This window comes from Acidobacteriota bacterium, from assembly GCA_040754075.1.
Taxonomy (GTDB): Bacteria; Acidobacteriota; Blastocatellia; order UBA7656; family UBA7656; genus JBFMDH01.
The window spans coordinates 117,889-135,588 of record JBFMDH010000001.1 but is presented as its reverse complement, the minus strand read 5'-3'; the positions used below and the strand labels follow the sequence as shown (position 1 = coordinate 135,588).

Here is a 17,700-nt window from a genome sequence, read left to right as displayed (position 1 = left end):
AGAAACACCAGATTGAAACGATTAACGACCATCATCCAGAAAACGCAAGGCATGACGCTTGGTGAGTTGACCGCTGAAACCGTTTTACGTGCCCGTCGTAAAGCGGCAACCGCGTATCGCCGAAGCCTCGACCATCCACAAAAAACTTATGTTACGGATGGTGAACTGGCGCGCGCGCTTAAAAACGCTTCGGTCAAAACCGTTGCGCAAAGAATTCGTCAGGGCGGAGGCATCCTGCTCACCCAGGGATTTGTCAACCTCGCGTCAACTGCCGCGTGCCTGAAACACCACTTCCCTTCCGCAGTTGAAACCACGGTGAACGATGCTGAAGCGATTCTCAAACATGAAATAAAAATTTTCGCCCGCCGCTTTCCTTTTGGCGAAACCATTGACTGGCACGCCGATATTGAAACCGGGGTGCGCTGGCCGCTGGCGCACTACAGCGAAATGCCGCTGGCGCTCGGCAAACTTTCAGACGTGCGCGCGGTGTGGGAATTAAATCGGTTGCAGCATTTTACGACGCTTGCACGCGCCTATGTTTTAAGTGGCGATGAGCGTTACAGCGAAACTTTTTTGCAACAACTGACCTCGTGGTGCGAAGCCAATCCGCCGCGTTTTGGAGTCAACTGGACGGTGGCAATGGAAGTGGCGATTCGCGCCGTCAATATCATCGCGGCAATGCAGATGTGTCGCGCTTCAAAGGCGATGACCGATGAATTCGTTGAACTGATTTTGAAAACCCTACTGGCGCACGGCAGATTCATTCGCGCCAACCTGGAATTCTCGCATCGCATTTCAAGCAATCATTATTTATCCGATTTAATCGGACTTCTGGTGATTGGCATCGCCATTCCCGAATTTAAAGAATCGCGCGCGTGGGTCAAATTCAGTTCAAAAGAATTGCTCAAGGAGATGCAACATCAGGTGCTCGCGGATGGCGTGAGTTTTGAAGCCTCAATCGCCTATCACCGGCTGGCAACGGAAATCTTCACCCTGTTTTTTACTTTAAGTCAGGCGGCAGACCTTGAACTCACCGAAGCGTTCATCGAGCGCCTGGAAAAGATGTACGAGTTCGTTCGCGCTTATTTAAAGCCCGACGGTCACGCGCCAATTATTGGCGACAGCGATGACGGACGCCTGCTTAAATTCTCAGCGCGCGAAGCCACTGACCATGCTTACTTGTTGCCGATTGCCGCTGTGTTATTTGAAGAAGAAAAATTCAAACCCGCGAATCACTTTGATGAAGAACTCATCTGGTGGTTTGGTGAAGCGGGCATTCAACAATTCAGCGAATTACCAATTTCTGCACAACCACAAACTTCGGCAGCCTTCGCCGTCGGGCAACTCTATATTCAACGCCAGGACGCGCTCTATTTAATCAGCGATTGCGGCGACCACGGTATCAACGGTCGCGGCTCGCACGCTCATTCCGACGCTTTGTCGTTTGAACTTTTCGCCTACGGACAAACCTTTTTGCGCGATGCCGGGACGTATGTTTATACGGCAAGCAAACGCTGGCGACAACAGTTTCGCTCAACCGCTTATCACAACACCGCGCGCATTGACGGCAGAGAGATTAGCGAAATCAACGTAGACCAGCCTTTCGCGCTCGGCGCGAACGTTTTGCCGAAAATCAACGAATGGCAAAGCAATGCTGAATTTGATCTCCTCGAAGCCGAACATCATGCTTATCTGAGACTTGCCGAACCGGTCACCCATCGCCGGATTATCACTTTCAATAAAATTGAAAGGTACTGGTTGCTCGACGATATATTCACAGGCAGAGGCAATCATCTTTTTGAATTCTTTTTCAATTTCGACGCGGGGTTAAAAATTCACATTCAAGAGCCTGACCGGGTCATTGCAGAAAGTAAATCTGTTGCTCTGGCGCTTATCCCGCTTGACCGTCAATCTGCTTCAGATGCCACTCCTTTAGCAGAACTCAAACGAACTTGTCGATGGGTGTCGCCAAGTTACAGGACGCGCCTCCCATCTTCTGGTATCATTTATCGCTTACGCGCAGATGTTGATTGGTCGAATCGGATGCTCCTGATTCCCTTTCCGGCGGGTGATGAAAATCGCGTGAAGGTTATTTGTAGCCAGTTTATGGCGGGTAATGATTCAAAATAAATTTGCTGCCTGCTGCTTACCGAATATGTGCGGGATTGTTGGAATATACGAATATGCGGTGAATGCGCCAACGGTGAGTGAATCGCTCATCACAGCGATGCGCGATGTCATGCCGCATCGCGGGCCCGATGACGCAGGGGTTTACATCACCCCCGACAGACGCCTGGCATTCGGGCATCGGCGTTTGTCCATCGTTGACCTGTCGCCCGCAGGTCATAATCCCATGCCCAACGAAGATGGAACGGTTTGGATTACTTATAACGGTGAAATTTACAACCATCAAAAATTACGTAAACCGCTAATAAAATCAGGGCATCTTTATCGCTCACAAACCGACACCGAAACCATCATTCACCTGTACGAAGCGCGCGGGCTTGATTTCGTTAATGACCTCGAAGGCGATTTCGCCATCGCTTTATGGGATGAAAATCAAAAACGTCTGGTGCTGGCGCGTGACCGCATCGGCGTCAAACCGCTCTATTACACCGCGCAGAACGGGCGCTTGATTTTCGCTTCGGAAATCAAAGCCATTCTCGAACATCCGGCAATCAGCCGCGATATTGATGAAGAATCGCTCTATCATTATTTGACTTTTTTGACGACCCCTGCGCCGCGCACCCTGTTTGCCGGAATCAAAAAATTGCCCGCCGGGTGTTTGCTCACCTGCAATAGCAACGGTGCAATCACCATCACACGCTATTGGGATGCCATCGTCGAAAAACCCCAACAGCCACTCAGCGAAGCCGAGACCGAAAGCGAAGTCATTCGTTTGCTGCGCCAGTCCATCGAAAAACGCATGATGAGCGATGTGCCGTTTGGCGTCTTTTTATCCGGCGGCGTCGATTCAACTGCCAACGTCGCGTTGATGGCGCAACTGATGACTCAACCGGTTCGCACCTTTACTGTAGGCTTTGCCGATGCGCCTGAGTTCAACGAAATCGAAGAGGCGCGATTCGTGGCGCGTGAATTTAAAACCGACCATCACGAAATCATTATCAATCAGGATGAACTCATCGAATTTCTGCCGCAGATGATTTTTCATCAGGACGAACCGATTGCCGACCCGGTGTGTGTGCCGCTTTATTATGTCTCGAAACTCACGCGCCAATCGGGAACCACGGTGATTCAGGTTGGCGAAGGTTCGGATGAACTGTTCTGCGGGTACGTCGATTATGCGCGGTATTTGAAATTACACGACCGGCTGTGGCAACCGCTGATGAAATTGCCTGCCGCTTTGCGCGGGGTTATCGCCAAGGTCGGCGGCGGTCTTTACAATGCGAGCAAGCCGCTGCTGCCGTCATTTATGCGCAAGAAAATGTTGCCGGATATGCTCAGGCGATTCGGCGCAGGCGAAGAGTTATTCTGGAGTGGCGCGTTCGTTTTCGACGAGTGGCACAAACAAAAGCTGTTTACGCCGTCGGCGCTCGCTCATCTGAACAACGGCAAAGCGATTTCATCGCGGCAAATCATCAGCGAAGATTTAGCGCGGCTGCTTGCGGCAAAACCGAATGCAGACGAACTGGAGCGCATGATTTATCAGGAATTAAAGTTGCGGCTTGCCGAACTGTTGTTGATGCGCGTCGATAAAATCACGATGGCAAATTCCATCGAAGCGCGCGTGCCTTTCCTGGATCATAAGCTGGTCGAATTTGCCATGACGATTCCGCGCGAGATGAAATATCGCAACGGCGAAACCAAGTGGATTTTGAAAAAAGCCTTGCGCGGGGTTATTCCCGACCGCGTTCTCGACCGCCCGAAAAAAGGTTTCGGGGTGCCGATTAATGAATGGATGTTGAATCGCCTCGGCGCTTTTGTTGAAGACAATCTATTCAACTCGTCGCTTCGTCGTCGCGAATTTTTCGACTACGAATTTATCAAACATCTACTCTCCGAACATCGAGCCGGCAAAGCCAATTACTCATTTTTCCTGTGGAGTCTTTTAAACCTCAGTTTATGGTACGACCAGTGGATTGAAGGCAGCGGTGAAAGCAAAGGGCAAAAGACGAAAGGTAAAAGTGAAGAGGCATTAGCTGTACAAATCTGATTCTAGAAAAATGGAAACTCATCGAGAGACACCGACAACCCCTGCGCTGCGCTTCCTGCCTTTCGGGTTAAGCAACCTGCGCATCGGCGAAACCATTCGACAGGCAGGGCTTTTATTCTCTGCGCAAACCGGCGCGATGTTTGTAAATTTGCTGGTCACCCTGGTGTTGTTGAAATGGATGGATTCCGAAGAGATGGGGCGTCTGGCTTTTTGTTTAAGCGTCATCGTTCTCGCAGGACTTTTTTTTGAACTCGGAATTTTTGCAGCCGGGGCGCGGGTCTTGGCGTTGGCGCGAAACAGCGGAGCCGAAGGACGGGCGCTTGGCGCGCTCGTTTTGCTTACGATCATGATTGGCGCTGCATTGGCGCTCTTTGTTGCGGGCACTGCGCCGCTCATTGATGCGATTTTTAAAACCGACGTTCACGGTTTGCTGATTACCGCTTCGGCGCTGGCATTCGTTCAACCGTTTCAACTGTTAATCGAACTGAGTTGCCAGGGGTTGAATCGCATTCGCCAGCTTGCCATGTTTCAATTGTTAATGACCGGGCTGTACTTAATTGGACTGCTCGCGCTTGCGCTCACAAACCATTTGAACGCGAAATCGGCTCTGCTAGCCTATTTGACGGGTGTGGGCATCGCTTCACTGGTCACGTTGATTTTTTTGCGACCCAAATTTCAACAGTCTTCACATTACATCAAACTCACGCTTCAAGAGGCGCGCAGCTACGGGATGAATTTGTATCTGGCTCGCATCACGGCGACGGCATCGGTGCGCCTGGATAATTTCATCATTAAATATTTTGTGCCGGGGTTTAATCAGTTGGGGTTTTATGACCGCGCGCAAAAGTTATCGAATCCCGTTTCATCGATGTCGCGAGCCGTCGCCATTACCCGTTTTCGCGCGTTTACCAATGTTGAAGAAATCCCCAGAAAAATTTTAAAGTGGAACGCGATTGTGTTAATCGCATCTTCGCTGGCGCTGGTGGTTTTCGGTTCACTGGCTTTGAAACTGTTTTTTCATAAGTATGCGGACTCTGCGCCGCTCTTGATTCCTTTCGCTTTATACAATTTGTTCGCAGGACTTTTTCAACCTTACAATACTTTTTTATCGGCGCGCGGACACAGCAATTATATTCGCAACATCGCTATACTGGTCACTATCGCGAGCATCACAGGTTTACTGATTGCCGTGCCGCTTTTCGGAATTATTGGCGCGGCATGGGCGGGCGCAATGACCATGCTCTTGGATTATCTGCTGCACGTTTACTACTATAAAAAGAGTCGGGAGTCGGGAGTCTAGAGTCTGGAGTCTATCGCCAAGCCAAAAGCGTCAACCGGTTTACCCGGTAACCCGAGTCATCTTGAAAAGCTATGAATGATTTTACTAACCCTAATACGGATTTATTAGATATGCCCGCGCCGGACGCCGGACACCCGACACCCGACTCCCGACTCCTGACTCCCGACTCGCAACTGCATACCGATAAACGCAAAGCGCAGGAGCAATGGAGCGCCAATCCGTGTGGCGCGCACGTTGCCGGTCAATTGGCATTTGGAACCCGCGACTATTTCGATGCCATTGAAAATTTCCGGTATCAGGTTTATGCGCCGTGGATGCGTGATTGCGTGGGCTTTGAAAAATTTGCCGGTAAAAAATTACTCGAAGTCGGATGCGGAACCGGCACTGACCTTTTGCAATTTGCGCGGGGCGGCGCAATCACCACCGGCGTTGATTTAACTCCGCGCAGCATCGAAATCGCCCAAAAGCGTTTTGCAGTTTACGGCGCGCAGGGCGAATTCCTTTTAAGCGATGCTGAAAACCTGGAGTTTTCCGACGCCAGTTTCGATGTCGTCTATTCATTCGGGGTTATTCATCACACGCCCGATACAGAAAAAGCGGCGCGCGAAATTCACAGGGTTTTGAAACCGGGCGGTCAGGCAATCGTGATGATTTATCATCGTTCATCGCTCTATTACTGGCTCGGTCTCATCGTCAAGCGCGGCATGTTGCGCGGCGAACTGTTTAAATACTCGCCCGCTGAAATCATGAGCCGCTATGTTGAACACACTGAAACCGGCGGGCGACCGCTCGTCAAAGCTTATACGCGAGGCGAAGCGCGACAAATGTTTTCGCGGTTTCGCGATGTGCACATCGAAGTCAATCAACTCACCCGCGAAGAACTTGGCGTTGTAAGTCCGCTGATTTCTGAAAAGTTGTTTCAATGGCTGGCACAACGATACGGGTGGAATCTCATCATCACTGCCATCAAATGAAACCTGATGATTCGCTGGAATGCTCCATGACGGATGAATCGCTAACTGCATACGATGAAGTTTGGTATCCGAATGCCGCTTTGTCGCAAACCCATCCCGACCGCCTGGCGACGCTGGCAAATTGGTTCGGGTTAAGTCCTGCGCCGGTTGAACATTGTCGGGTGCTTGAACTTGGTTGCGGTGACGGCGGCAATTTGATTCCCATGGCTTATGGATTGCCTGACAGTCAATTCACAGGAATTGACCTCGCTCCCCAACCCATTGCTAAAGGTCAGGCAATGGTCAAGGCGCTCGGCTTACTCAATATTACTCTGGAAAAAATGGATATTCTGGAAGTTTCGCCGGATTTCGGAGTGTTTGATTACATCATCACACACGGAATTTATTCCTGGGTGCCTGAAACGGTGCGCGAAAAAATTCTCGCTATCTGTCAAGCCAACCTCGCTGACAATGGAATCGCTTATATCAGTTACAATGCCTATCCCGGTTGCCATATACGCAATATGATGCGGGAGATGCTGGCGTTTCATTTACGTGATATTGATGAACCTGGCGAAAAGATTCGGCAGGGGCGCGCTTTGGCGCGATTTCTGGTTGAAGCCAACCCGGAGCCAACCGCTTATGCGGGCGTACTCGCCAAACAGTTGGAAGATATAAACAATCGCAGCGATGGGGCTTTTTACCACGATGATTTATCTGAGATGAATCAGCCATTTTATTTTTATCAATTCGTTGCTGATGCTGCGCGTTTCGGGTTGCAATATCTGTGTGAAGCCAGCATTCAGGATATGCAAACGCAAATCTTTCCGCCATCTATCGTCGCTACACTTGCAGTTTTAGGGAAACAAAGCCTCATTGCCAAAGAGCAGTATCTCGATTTTTTAAAAGGCAAGCAGTTTCGCCAAACGCTCTTGTGCCGTCAAAACGTACCCATCAATCGGGAACCGAAGCCGGAGTTGTTGCAAACCTTTTTTGTGACTTCGTCGGCGCGTCCGGTTTCAACCCATCCCAATCTGAAGAATCAAACGGTTGAAGAATTTCTTGGTAATAAAGGCGCGACAATGAAGACCGGTCATCCTTTAGCCAAAGCCGCTATCTTTGCCTTGAGCCGGAGTCATCCGGTTGCCCTGGGCTTTCATGACCTCTTGGAAAAATCGCTTGAGTTACTTGACGTCGAGACCAATCAGCGAATGGCGTATGTGGATGCCCTGACTCATATCCTTTTGCAGAGTTACGAAGCGGGGTTGGTTGATTTACATACCTTTCAGCCGCGCTTTACTGTCGAAATCAGCGACCGACCTCTTGCCAGTTCGCTGGCGCGCTGGCAAATCACCGATGGGCACACGAGGATTACCAACCTGCGCCACCAATCCATTAAAGTGGCAGATGAAAAGAGCCAGCAACTAATGTTGCTTTTGGATGGCACACACGACCACGCGGCTTTAATCAGGCAGTTGTATAAGGCAAAGCCCGATGATGAAACTCTGGCAAACGAGTTGGTCGCTCGTTTAGAGGAGATTGCTCAACTGGCATTTTTAATTCAATGAATGGCGAGAGGCGTTTTACCCTATTGCACCAGATGAATATCAATCCGCCTCAGAAAAAAATTTTGCTGTTGGATTTATCGGGTAATGAAGGTTTGGCATCTCATTGGGCAATCCACCGCTTTCCACACGGCGATATTCAAGCTCTGAACAAAGCCGATTTGAAATGGCAATCCAAAGGCGCGGCGCTTAAACAAATTCGCGCCATCAAAGCGCACACCTTTGCAATTTTTACAAACGACCTCGATTTACAAAGCCAACAAGGCGCGATGATGCTGTTTGGCGCGCTCGCAGGCGCAAAGCGAATCGTTTTTGGCGATGCGCGAGGTCGCCTGGTTGAACGCTCACAACTCGGCGCGTTTCTCATTGAAACGCCACGACTGGTTTTAGAATTCGCATTCGCCTATCTTTTCATCATTCCACTTTCCTGGCTCATAACCGCGGTTTTGAGTTTCCTATTCAAATCAAAAAAAGCTCGAAAAATCCGTATCAAGAAACGCTCCGACAAACTGACTGAACGCGAAAACCCGTCAACCGCGCTTTACCTTCGCGCGACGCTTGCGGGAGCTAAAGAGGGTGGCATGGTAACCCATGTTGCAGGTTTTAGCGGTGGCGTTCAGGCATTAGGTCACAAATTGATTTTTTTGATTTCCGGCGATGATGCGCCGCAACCCAATCTTTCACAACCGACTATTGCCATCAAACCAACCGCAACCGTTAACGCCACGCGGGCGATTTTTGAATTGTGGAATAATCTGGTGTTCACCTGGCAAAGTGTGGTTTGGTTGATGACAACCAACAATCACCTGGCGCAAATCGATTTCATTTATCAACGCTACAATCGATTCAACTGGACGGGCGCGGCGCTTGCGGCAATCACCGGTTTGCCGCTTGTACTGGAATTCAACGGTTCGGAAGTCTGGGCGAGTCAAAGCTGGGACCCTGTCGGGCAGTTGAATTTATTGCAACGCTTCGAGTCATTGAATCTTGAAGCGGCGGATTTCATCTTCACCGTTTCAGCAGTCGAACGTCGCAATCTCACCAAGCAAAAAGTTGATGCAGGAAAAATTTTCGCTAATCCCAACGGCGTAGATACGGATAGCTTTCACCCGGATGCAGGCGGCGCAGCCATCCGGCAAAGGTTTGGCATTGATGACAAAATCGTCATTGGCTTTGTGGGAACTTTTGGACCCTGGCACGGCGCTGAAGTATTAGCCGAAGCGGCAACCCAAATTAAAGCGAATTGTCATTTTCTGTTCATCGGCGATGGCGATGGGCGCGCCGCTTGTGAAGCGAGGTTTGCCCATGATAAAGCGCGCGCGACTTTCATCGGGCGGGTTGCTCACCATCAAGTCGCAAGCTATCTGGATGCTTGCGACATATTGGTTTCGCCGCACGTACCGGCAAGCGATGGCAGCGAGTTTTTCGGTTCCCCGACAAAATTATTTGAGTATCTGGCGATGGAAAAACCTGTAGTGGCAAGCCGTCTCGGGCAAATCGCCGAGGTCATTCAAAATCAAACGAACGGTTTGCTGGTTGAACCCGGTAACGTCAACGAACTCACACAGGCGATTGAACGCTTAGCCGGTGACGAAGGTTTACGAAAGCGATTAGGTGAAGCGGCGCGACAAACCGTCATTCAAAAATTCACCTGGAAACAGAATGCGGCGCGGGTTTTCAATGCGGTTTACGGATTGCAATTGGGCGATCAATAAACAACGGCAGTTAAAAGACAGACTGCCTATCAGGTTAGACTTTGAATCGGGAAACCGGCATTCAGGTATAACCCCGTAAAGGCTTCCAGCAAAACTCAGAGTTGAACAAACAACCGGGGGTTCAGGAGGAACAACCATCAGCACTCAGTTTGAAAAGTGCGAGGCGACGGCATTGGCAATGGCAGCGGTCTGTTTTTCATCAAGCGAAGCGACAACCAACAAATCGGTTCCGGCTTTTGACACGGACGCTACGCGATAACCTTCTTTATTCATCGTCACCAGGTCATCACCAACCAATCGCTCATCCCGCATACGCATAAACAGCGAGAGCGGTTGTTGGTGGTCACTTTGATAAACCAGATGCAGCACCTTTTTATTACCGATGCGGCAAATCACTGCGCGTGGATTTGCATATCCGAAGGTTGATAAATCGGGAATTGCCGTCAAGGCGCTGTTGACTTCAACCAGGCGGTTTAATTCATTCGGGTCACTGACGGCTTTGCTTAATCTTGCAATCGCGCAATGATCTGCGTGATCCAAAACCGCATCAGCATAAACCTTATCGTTTATCGGCGTGCCGCGAAGCAGGAAAAAGGCAATCACCACCGCGACAATCACCAGCGCGGCAACTCTGCGCAAAGTCGCGTGTCGCCCTGAAACCGACCACCATAGCCGTTTTCGCGGCGCAGCAGTTTCTTTGCGAATGCTTAAACGGATTCGTGCAGCAAGCAATTCATTGTTGGCGGGTTCCAGTTTGGCGGAGGCTCTCAGGGCTGCATCCTGTTTGCTGAAATAATCCAGCAGGCTGGCGCAGGCGGAACAGGCGTCGAGGTGTTGTTGAACCACCAGCGCGTCACGCGAACTGAGTTCATCATCCAAATACAACTGAATTAATTCTCTGGCTTCAGCACAATTCATAAGCCTTACGGTTTCACCGCTCCCCATCGCAATCAATTCCCTGCGCTTCGCGCTTTATCCGTGAGCATCAGCTTGCGCAAATCTCTACGGGCGCGATGCAACCTGGACATCACCGTCCCAATCGGCACATTTAAAATCTCTGCGGCTTCCTTATAGGAAAACTCTTCAACGACAATCAACCACAACACGGCGCGATACTCTTCGGAAAGCTGGCGAGTGGCGTCGAGCAACTCGCGACCTTCGATTTGCTTTAACGGGTCGAAGGCGATGACGTTGCTGCGTTCATATTCGACGCTGCGCTCTTCATCTTCAAGAGAAGTTTCCGCGAGTTTGGTCTTTTTGCCTTCACGAAGATTAATCACGTTAAACATAATCCGAAATAACCAGGCGCGACAGTTTGACCCGGCCTCAAAGGAATCAAAATATTTCCAGGCACGCAGGTAGGTTTCCTGAACGATGTCTTCGGCATCCGTGCGATTACGCGAAAGTTTACTTGCCATTCGCATCAAGGCGTCAAGGTGCGTCATCGCATCACGTTCAAATTTTTGTAATTGCAAATCCGTCGCCGATGTAGCCAAAGCCTGTTTGCCATCCTCTGCTTTTATCGCTCAACGATAGAAATCCAAGTTTACGAAAATTTATTCCTGCCTGAGAACTTAAAATTAAAAATGAGAAATCAGGGGTCGAAAAGTAATTCCGACCCCTGCGCTGAATCTCATTAACCTTTCATCATTTTGCCCATCTCGATGGCGTTGTCAAAAGCTTTTACATAAGCTTCGCGTTCATAGTTGTGATCGGTTTTGAAGACCACTTTATGCTTGGCGTCAAAAATCGCGATGGTTGAGGTTTTGCTTTTATTGGCAGCAAAAAATTTCCCCAAGCCATGTTTTTCAGCGGTGGTTTGCGCGGTTTTCGAGGTGTTTTCATCGGTCACATCCAGAACCACGAAATTCAACCTGTCGGCGTATTCATTCATTAACTCTTTCATAAAGGGTTCGATTTTTTGACAAGCCGGACACCAGTTGGCTCTGACAATGACGACAGTCGGTTTGCTATCTTTCATCATCATCTTGTCGTCCATTTTATTCTGCATTTCCTGGGCAAAAGCGGAAACCGCGAGTGCGCTCAACACTGCCAACATCGTAAAAATTTTAACCAGACGTTTGCTAACTCGATTCATTTAAAATCTCCTTTTGAATTTTGATTTAATTGCTAATGCTTCAAATCAATCAAATCGGAGGCTTCAAATTTTTATTCCTAAGGTGGCGAAAATATTTATGTGAGAGTTGGCTGAGGGGCTGCGCTTCGAGTACATTTACTGCTTCATTGTGTTAAGCGATCAATCCATCATCTGTTTTGCGGGCGAAGATTGGTGGTATCACCACCCGCACTCAAAAAATCACATCATGCGAAGGCTGGCTCGCGCCGGCAATCGCGTGGTCTTCGTCAATTCGATTTCGATGGGGTTGCCGGATGTCAAAAGCCCCGATTTCATTGGCAAAATCAAACGCAAATTGAAAAGCTTTGCGAAATTCGCGCGCCGCGCCGAGGACGGCATCATTGTGGTCACACCGATTGTCACGCCGTTTTATTCGAGTCGCATCGGACGGGCAGTGAATCGGTTTTTACTCATTGCCCAATTTAAATTGCTGAGCGTGGCTTTCAATTTAAGAAATCCGATTCTCTGGATTGCCATTCCGACAGCCCGCGAAATCATCGGGCGGTTGCATGAGAGCGCCTTGATTTATCAGGTCTCGGATAAATACGACGCCAATCAAATGGATCACGCGACGGCGGCAACGATTATTTCTCACATGCACAGCGAACTGCTGGAACGCGCCGATTTGATTTACTATTCGGGGCGCAAACTGTTTGAAGAAGAGTTGACCGCGCGTCCCGAAATTCAAGCGAAAGCCAAACTCCTCGAACAGGCAGTCGATTTCGAGCATTTCGCATCGGCAACCGCCGAGTCACAAATTATCCCTGATGATGTAAAAGATATTCCGCATCCGCGACTCGGTTATTTCGGCGCGATTGAATCGTGGTTACTTGACCAGAAAATGATTCGCCGGATTTGCGAACTGCGCCCCGACTGGCACTGGGTGTTGCTGGGACTGAAAGCCGCAAGACTCGATATTGAAGATTTACCCAATGTGCATTATCTGGGGGCAAAACCTTACGCCCAGATGCCGCGCTATGCCGCAAGTTTCGATGTCTGTGTTTTGCCGTGGGTGACCGATAATCAATTCGTGAGTTACGGCAGCGCCATCAAGGTGCGCGAATATCTGGCAACCGGAAAACCGGTGGTGATGACGCCGCTTTACGAATATGAGTCCTGGGATGCTATACTGCGCATTTCTCGCAGCACGGAGGATTTCATCGCCAAGGTCGAAGATGCGTTAATGAATGACGATGAAGAGAAAAGCCGGGCGCGGCAGGCAGCGGTGAAGGAATCAACCTGGGACGCCCGCACGGAAATGGTCAGCCGCGATATTGAAAAGATTCTTTTGTAGCATCAATCAGGATAAAGATTGAATCGGACAGAAATTATCGTCCATAATAGACACCATCATGATGAGTACCCTTGAGATAAAAGTGGATTTACCTTCTAACATATCTGTCGAAGAGGCGAAATTGTTACTTGCCATCAAGCTATTCGAGTTAGGCAAAGCCACTATGGGACAAGCAGCAAAGCTGGCGGGTTTATCCAAGCGCACATTTATGGAAATGCTCGGTCGCTATCAAGTGCCGGTGTTCAATTACTCGCCTGATGAATTGCGACAGGAGCTTGGTTTGTGAAAGAACCGGTTGTGAGTGATAGCGCTTGTTTAATCGGTCTGGAGCGCATTGGGCAGCTTGACCTATTGCCGACGCTGTTTACTCCTATCTTTATTCCACCCGCAGTAAATAGCGAATTTGGCATTTCATTAAATTGGTTAACTATCGAAGCACCTGCGGATCAACTCCTGGTTGATGCTTTAAAAATTCTGGTTGATGATGGCGAAGCCGAAGCCATCGCTTTGGCAAAAGAACAGGGATGCAAAGTTATTTTGGATGATAAGCAGGCAAGGGCTGTCGCAAACCGATTAGGGCTTTCGATAATTGGAACCATTGGTATTTTGGTTCAAACGAGATTAAACGGAACCATCGCGCAGCTTAAACCGCTTCTTGATGATTTGGACAGCCAAGGGTTTTACATCAGCCGCGCTTTACGTGAAGAAGCCTTGCGTATCGTTGGTGAAAAGTAGTTACGAATTCGCCTGTTTTGCCTTTTTTTTCAATCCGTTTTTATTTTTATTTAATGGAGCCTCTTGATGAATCGCACGAAAATTTTCATTGGTATTTTTTTGCTCACGCTTTCCGTCCTGGTTTTGGAATTGTCGCTGACCCGCTTGTTTTCGGCGACCATGTTTTATCATTTCGCATTTATGGCGATCTCTCTTGCGCTTTTCGGGTCGGGCGCAAGCGGCGTGTTCATCTACATCATTCAAAATAAACTGAGTAAAGAAAAGACCGGCTTCTGGTTGAGCGTTTCGTCGATGCTTTTTGCATTAAGTGTGCTGTTTGCGCTCTATATCATTTTTGAAAATGCGCTGACCTTTGAAACCGGCTCGGAAAATTATTATCGCCTGGCGCGCATTTATGGAGCTACCTCGCTGCCGTTTTTCTTTGCCGGTTGTGCGGTGACGCTGGCAATCATGCGACTTGCGGAAGACATTTCGCGTTTGTATTTGTTCGATCTGGCGGGCGCGGCGCTTGGTTGTTTGTTGCTCATCCCGGTGCTCAATGCCATCGGCGCAATCAACACAGTGCTCGGCGTTGCGGCGCTTGGCGCAGTGAGCGCCACGCTTTTCAGCCGGTCAACCGCAGGGCATCGCCTCGCCTTCGGGCTGTCGATTTTGCTGGCAGTGACGCTTGCCGGACTTGTCATTTACAACACCTCGACCAAAGCGATTGACATACGCAAATCCAAAGGATTTGAAGAAACCAAGGTCTTATTCTCCAAATGGAATTCGTTTTCGCGCATTACGGTTGAAGGCGATATGAATGAGCATATCGAAATCAAAATCGATGCCGACGCGGCAACCGGCATTGTTTACGACGGCGGCAATACTGACCGTCATCAGAATGAACGAAACGGCATTCATTCACTGGCTTATCATTTGAAAAATGCCAATGCCAATGTGGCAATCATCGGGCCAGGTGGCGGATTCGATGTGGCGACGGCTTTGGTATTTGATGCCCGTCACATTACTGCCGTGGAAATCAATCCGATTATTGCGCGCGATGTGATGTCTTCGGAACCCTTTAAAACTTATAACGGTGGCATCTATCAACAACCGAAAGTGCAGCTTGAAGTTGACGAAGGGCGTTCGTTCATTCGCCGTTCGTCAGACCGTTATGATGTGTTGCAGGCGACGATGGTCGATACCTGGGCGGCTACCGCAGCAGGCGCATTTTCGCTCACGGAAAACAATCTTTACACCGTCGAAGCCTTCAAAGATTACGCCAATCACTTGACCGAAGACGGAGTGTTCACCATGACACGCTGGTATTTTGAACCGCCCGACCAGTTGCTCAGATTGCTGTCGCTGACGCGCGTGATGATGCAGGATTTAAACATTCAAAATCCCGAACGCCATGTGATGCTGGTGCGCGATGTCAGCACCAATTATGATCGCACCCCGGCAACCTTTCTTTTTAAAAAGAGCGAATTCACTGATGATGAAGTGCGCGTCATCGAAAAGCTTGCGGCAGAGCGGCAGTTTCAACTGCTTTATACGCCGCTCACCCAGCCTGACAATGTGTTTACGCAGATGATGAAAGCCGCAGACCCGGCGACGGTTTGGAACGCTTTTGAAACCAATGTGCATCCGACTCATGACAACAACCCGTTTTTCTTCAATTCGCTGCGCCCGTCAAATCTCGGTCGCGCCTTGACTGGCGTCGGTGAATGGCAGAAAACCAACCTCGGCACCTTCGTATTATTCGTCTTGTTTGGCATCACTACGGTGTTGGTGGTGTTATTTATACTGGTGCCGCTGATCCTGGTGAGAAAACGCGCAACCGGCGGTCAGGCGAACGGGCGACTGGCATTTCTCTTTTATTTCGCCGGTCTGGGCGCGGGGTTCATCATTGTTGAAGTGGCGATGATTCAAAAATTCATTCTGTTTTTAGGGCATCCGGTCTATTCGCTGGCGGTGATTCTGTTTTCGCTTTTGACCTTCAGCGCCCTGGGGAGTTTTATAACCGGACGATTCGCGCAGGCGAATTTGCAAGCGATTTTGATGAAAGTGATTCTGGCGTTGGTGGCGCTGGTAGTCATTTATATTCTGGTGTTGCCGCCGATTTTTTACGGCTTGGTATGGTTGCCGCATCCGGCGCGTATCATTATTGCAATTGCGTTGATGGCGCCGCTCGCACTGGTGATGGGAATGCCGATGCCGATTGGCATACGTTTGCTTGCGAAACATTCGCCGGAAATCATTCCCTGGGCATGGGGCGTCAATGGCGCAACCTCGGTGATGGGTTCGGTAGCGGCGCTGGTGATTGCGATTTTGACGGGCTTCAATCAAGCGTTGATTGTTGGCGCATTGATTTATCTGCTGGCGCTGGTGTTCATCAAGCGCCCAAGGTTAGCCAGTGAACCGGCGCTGATAGAAGAAAACATCGTTCAGGAACCACTGGGAGCTAAAGTATAAACGATTTGTAAAAGGCTACTAAACGGTTAGAGATGAATGTTGAACCAACTCTCGGTCACTAAAACCGCGATGAATCAGCAATTTCTCTCTAATCGTTTATCTTTCTTTCGAGCAATCCATTTCAGAAATTACCTTTCAGATTATCCGCTTGACTCAGATTACGGTTGTAGATAACATTCGCGGCGTTTAAATTCTGTTTCTTACTTAACGGAACTCAGCGGGGGGGACTATAAACTGAGCGGGGCGGGCAGACTTGCGTAAATTATCCTCATCTTTTTCGGATAATCAAAATTTCGAGAAACTGCTGGTGTGGCTCCACCCGGAACGTGAACGCGCGGGCATCAAGTATGAAGAGATTCGCTTTGGCTTAATCAAAATTTTCACGCGACGCGGTTGTCTGATTTCCGAAGAGTTAGCCGATGAAACCATAGACCGCGTCTGCCGCAAAGTCCACGACATCGCTGACAATTATGTGGGCGACCCGGCGCTCTATTTTTACGGGGTGGCGAAAAATGTCTTGCACGAATATCACAAGAAAAAGGTTGACCCCGAACCCTTACCACCTCAACTGCCGGATGATAACGATGAGGAATATCGTTCATATCAGGAAAAGCATTGGGAATGTCTGGAGCATTGCCTGAATGAATTGAGCAATGAAGACCGCCGCTTGATCATTCATTATTTTCAAGATAATCATCGCGCCAAAATTGATCATCGGCGCGAGATTGCCGATTCCTTAAATATTTCACTCAATCATTTACGGGTAAAAATTCATCGCCTGAAAACGGAATTGCAAACCTGCATATTCGGCTGTCTAAAGAACCTGACAGCATAGCATTTGTAATATTTTATTAACCGAAACCATAACCGGATGAAAAGGCTTGAGCTATCACTTTGAGTTTGAGGAAGTGTAAATGGAAGAGCGTAAGGAGCAAGCTTTAATCAGACAATACTTGCTTGGCGAGTTACCGGAAGACGAGCGCGAACGGGTCGAGCAACGCCTGCTCACCGATAAAGAATTTTTTGACGAAGTGGAACTCACCGAAGACGATTTGATTGAGGAATACGTCCGTGAAACGTTGACCGCAGACGAACGTGAAAAATTCGCGCGCGCTTTTTTGAACACGCCCGAAGGTCGCGCGCAAGTCACTCTGGTGATGAATTTGCGGAAGTTCGCGGCAGATGAACTTGCGCCGGTCACAGATGATGAACCGCTGCCCGACTCACAAAAAAAAGAGCCGGTCATCATCCCGTCAACCCTACGGGTCAATTGGTGGAGAAGGGCGGCGACCAGTAATTATCTGCGCGCTGCGGCGTTATTGATTTTCGCGTTTGGCATCACGTTTCTGGTATGGCGCAGCTATTTTTATCAA

15 protein-coding genes are annotated in these 17,700 nt (G+C 49.2%); 11 read left to right on the top strand and 4 right to left on the bottom strand.

Translation table 11 applies throughout. The features are described 5' to 3' along the window. Nucleotides 1–12: 12 nt before the first annotated feature. The 6 genes from AB1757_00505 to AB1757_00480 all read left to right on the top strand — a co-directional run bounded on the left by AB1757_00505 (nucleotide 13) and on the right by AB1757_00480 (nucleotide 9,707). The gene (locus AB1757_00505; protein ID MEW6125513.1) at nucleotides 13–2,130 is read left to right on the top strand and encodes an alginate lyase family protein; all 2,118 of its coding nucleotides are present in this window, start codon (nucleotides 13–15) and stop codon (nucleotides 2,128–2,130) included. After that, nucleotides 2,117–4,174 carry an asparagine synthase (glutamine-hydrolyzing) gene (gene asnB / locus AB1757_00500; protein ID MEW6125512.1) on the top strand — a complete coding sequence of 686 codons (2,058 nt, stop codon included), beginning with the start codon at nucleotides 2,117–2,119 and terminating at the stop codon, nucleotides 4,172–4,174. Before AB1757_00505 ends, asnB begins: the two co-directional genes overlap by 14 nt. A gap of 10 nt (nucleotides 4,175–4,184) precedes the next feature. Continuing rightward, on the top strand, nucleotides 4,185–5,474 hold the full coding sequence (locus tag AB1757_00495; GenBank protein MEW6125511.1) for an oligosaccharide flippase family protein: 1,290 nt from the start codon (nucleotides 4,185–4,187) through the stop codon (nucleotides 5,472–5,474). Nucleotides 5,475–5,545: 71 nt separating this feature from the next. Further along, nucleotides 5,546–6,448: a class I SAM-dependent methyltransferase gene (locus AB1757_00490; protein MEW6125510.1), complete on the top strand. Its 903-nt coding sequence runs from the start codon at nucleotides 5,546–5,548 to the stop codon at nucleotides 6,446–6,448. Between the two features lie 26 nt (nucleotides 6,449–6,474). Further along, entirely contained in the window at nucleotides 6,475–7,995 is a 1,521-nt protein-coding gene (locus tag AB1757_00485) for a class I SAM-dependent methyltransferase (protein ID MEW6125509.1), read from the top strand. Continuing rightward, nucleotides 7,992–9,707 (top strand): glycosyltransferase, encoded by a 1,716-nt coding sequence (locus AB1757_00480; protein ID MEW6125508.1) that lies wholly within the window; start codon nucleotides 7,992–7,994, stop codon nucleotides 9,705–9,707. The genes AB1757_00485 and AB1757_00480 overlap by 4 nt, the downstream gene beginning before the upstream one ends. Nucleotides 9,708–9,851: 144 nt before the next feature. Here AB1757_00480 and AB1757_00475 read toward each other — a convergent pair whose 3' ends face one another. The 3 genes from AB1757_00475 to AB1757_00465 all read right to left on the bottom strand — a co-directional run bounded on the left by AB1757_00475 (nucleotide 9,852) and on the right by AB1757_00465 (nucleotide 11,805). After that, nucleotides 9,852–10,625 (bottom strand): DUF3379 family protein, encoded by a 774-nt coding sequence (locus tag AB1757_00475; protein MEW6125507.1) that lies wholly within the window; start codon nucleotides 10,623–10,625, stop codon nucleotides 9,852–9,854. Nucleotides 10,626–10,657: 32 nt separating this feature from the next. After that, nucleotides 10,658–11,203, bottom strand: coding sequence for a sigma-70 family RNA polymerase sigma factor (locus AB1757_00470; GenBank protein ID MEW6125506.1), 546 nt, complete (start codon nucleotides 11,201–11,203; stop codon nucleotides 10,658–10,660). Nucleotides 11,204–11,343: 140 nt separating this feature from the next. Further along, a complete protein-coding gene (locus AB1757_00465) occupies nucleotides 11,344–11,805 on the bottom strand; it encodes a thioredoxin domain-containing protein (GenBank protein MEW6125505.1) in 462 nt (153 codons plus the stop codon). Between the two features lie 106 nt (nucleotides 11,806–11,911). Between AB1757_00465 and AB1757_00460 the strand changes: the two genes are divergently transcribed. The 5 genes from AB1757_00460 to AB1757_00440 all read left to right on the top strand — a co-directional run bounded on the left by AB1757_00460 (nucleotide 11,912) and on the right by AB1757_00440 (nucleotide 17,162). Beyond that, on the top strand, nucleotides 11,912–13,138 hold the full coding sequence (locus AB1757_00460) for a glycosyltransferase (protein ID MEW6125504.1): 1,227 nt from the start codon (nucleotides 11,912–11,914) through the stop codon (nucleotides 13,136–13,138). Nucleotides 13,139–13,199: 61 nt separating this feature from the next. Beyond that, the gene (locus tag AB1757_00455; protein MEW6125503.1) at nucleotides 13,200–13,424 is read left to right on the top strand and encodes a UPF0175 family protein; all 225 of its coding nucleotides are present in this window, start codon (nucleotides 13,200–13,202) and stop codon (nucleotides 13,422–13,424) included. Next, complete coding sequence (locus AB1757_00450; GenBank protein MEW6125502.1) at nucleotides 13,421–13,873, top strand: DUF3368 domain-containing protein; 453 nt, start codon at nucleotides 13,421–13,423, stop codon at nucleotides 13,871–13,873. The genes AB1757_00455 and AB1757_00450 overlap by 4 nt, the downstream gene beginning before the upstream one ends. Nucleotides 13,874–13,939: 66 nt before the next feature. Continuing rightward, nucleotides 13,940–16,327 (top strand): hypothetical protein, encoded by a 2,388-nt coding sequence (locus AB1757_00445; GenBank protein MEW6125501.1) that lies wholly within the window; start codon nucleotides 13,940–13,942, stop codon nucleotides 16,325–16,327. Between the two features lie 253 nt (nucleotides 16,328–16,580). Beyond that, nucleotides 16,581–17,162 (top strand): sigma-70 family RNA polymerase sigma factor, encoded by a 582-nt coding sequence (locus AB1757_00440; protein MEW6125500.1) that lies wholly within the window; start codon nucleotides 16,581–16,583, stop codon nucleotides 17,160–17,162. Between the two features lie 130 nt (nucleotides 17,163–17,292). On the opposite strand, the gene AB1757_00435 is transcribed toward AB1757_00440, so the two are convergent. Further along, nucleotides 17,293–17,472 (bottom strand): hypothetical protein, encoded by a 180-nt coding sequence (locus AB1757_00435; GenBank protein ID MEW6125499.1) that lies wholly within the window; start codon nucleotides 17,470–17,472, stop codon nucleotides 17,293–17,295. Between the last annotated feature and the right edge of the window lie 228 nt (nucleotides 17,473–17,700).

Coding starts and splice junctions, on each gene's coding strand:
- asnB (MEW6125512.1), top strand. CDS start 2,117: ATGATTCAAAATAAATTTGCTGCCTGCTGCTTACCGAATATGTGCGGG.
- AB1757_00495 (MEW6125511.1), top strand. CDS start 4,185: ATGGAAACTCATCGAGAGACACCGACAACCCCTGCGCTGCGCTTCCTG.
- AB1757_00490 (MEW6125510.1), top strand. CDS start 5,546: ATGAATGATTTTACTAACCCTAATACGGATTTATTAGATATGCCCGCG.
- AB1757_00485 (MEW6125509.1), top strand. CDS start 6,475: ATGACGGATGAATCGCTAACTGCATACGATGAAGTTTGGTATCCGAAT.
- AB1757_00480 (MEW6125508.1), top strand. CDS start 7,992: ATGAATGGCGAGAGGCGTTTTACCCTATTGCACCAGATGAATATCAAT.
- AB1757_00475 (MEW6125507.1), bottom strand. CDS start 10,625: ATGAATTGTGCTGAAGCCAGAGAATTAATTCAGTTGTATTTGGATGAT.
- AB1757_00465 (MEW6125505.1), bottom strand. CDS start 11,805: ATGAATCGAGTTAGCAAACGTCTGGTTAAAATTTTTACGATGTTGGCA.
- AB1757_00455 (MEW6125503.1), top strand. CDS start 13,200: ATGAGTACCCTTGAGATAAAAGTGGATTTACCTTCTAACATATCTGTC.
- AB1757_00445 (MEW6125501.1), top strand. CDS start 13,940: ATGAATCGCACGAAAATTTTCATTGGTATTTTTTTGCTCACGCTTTCC.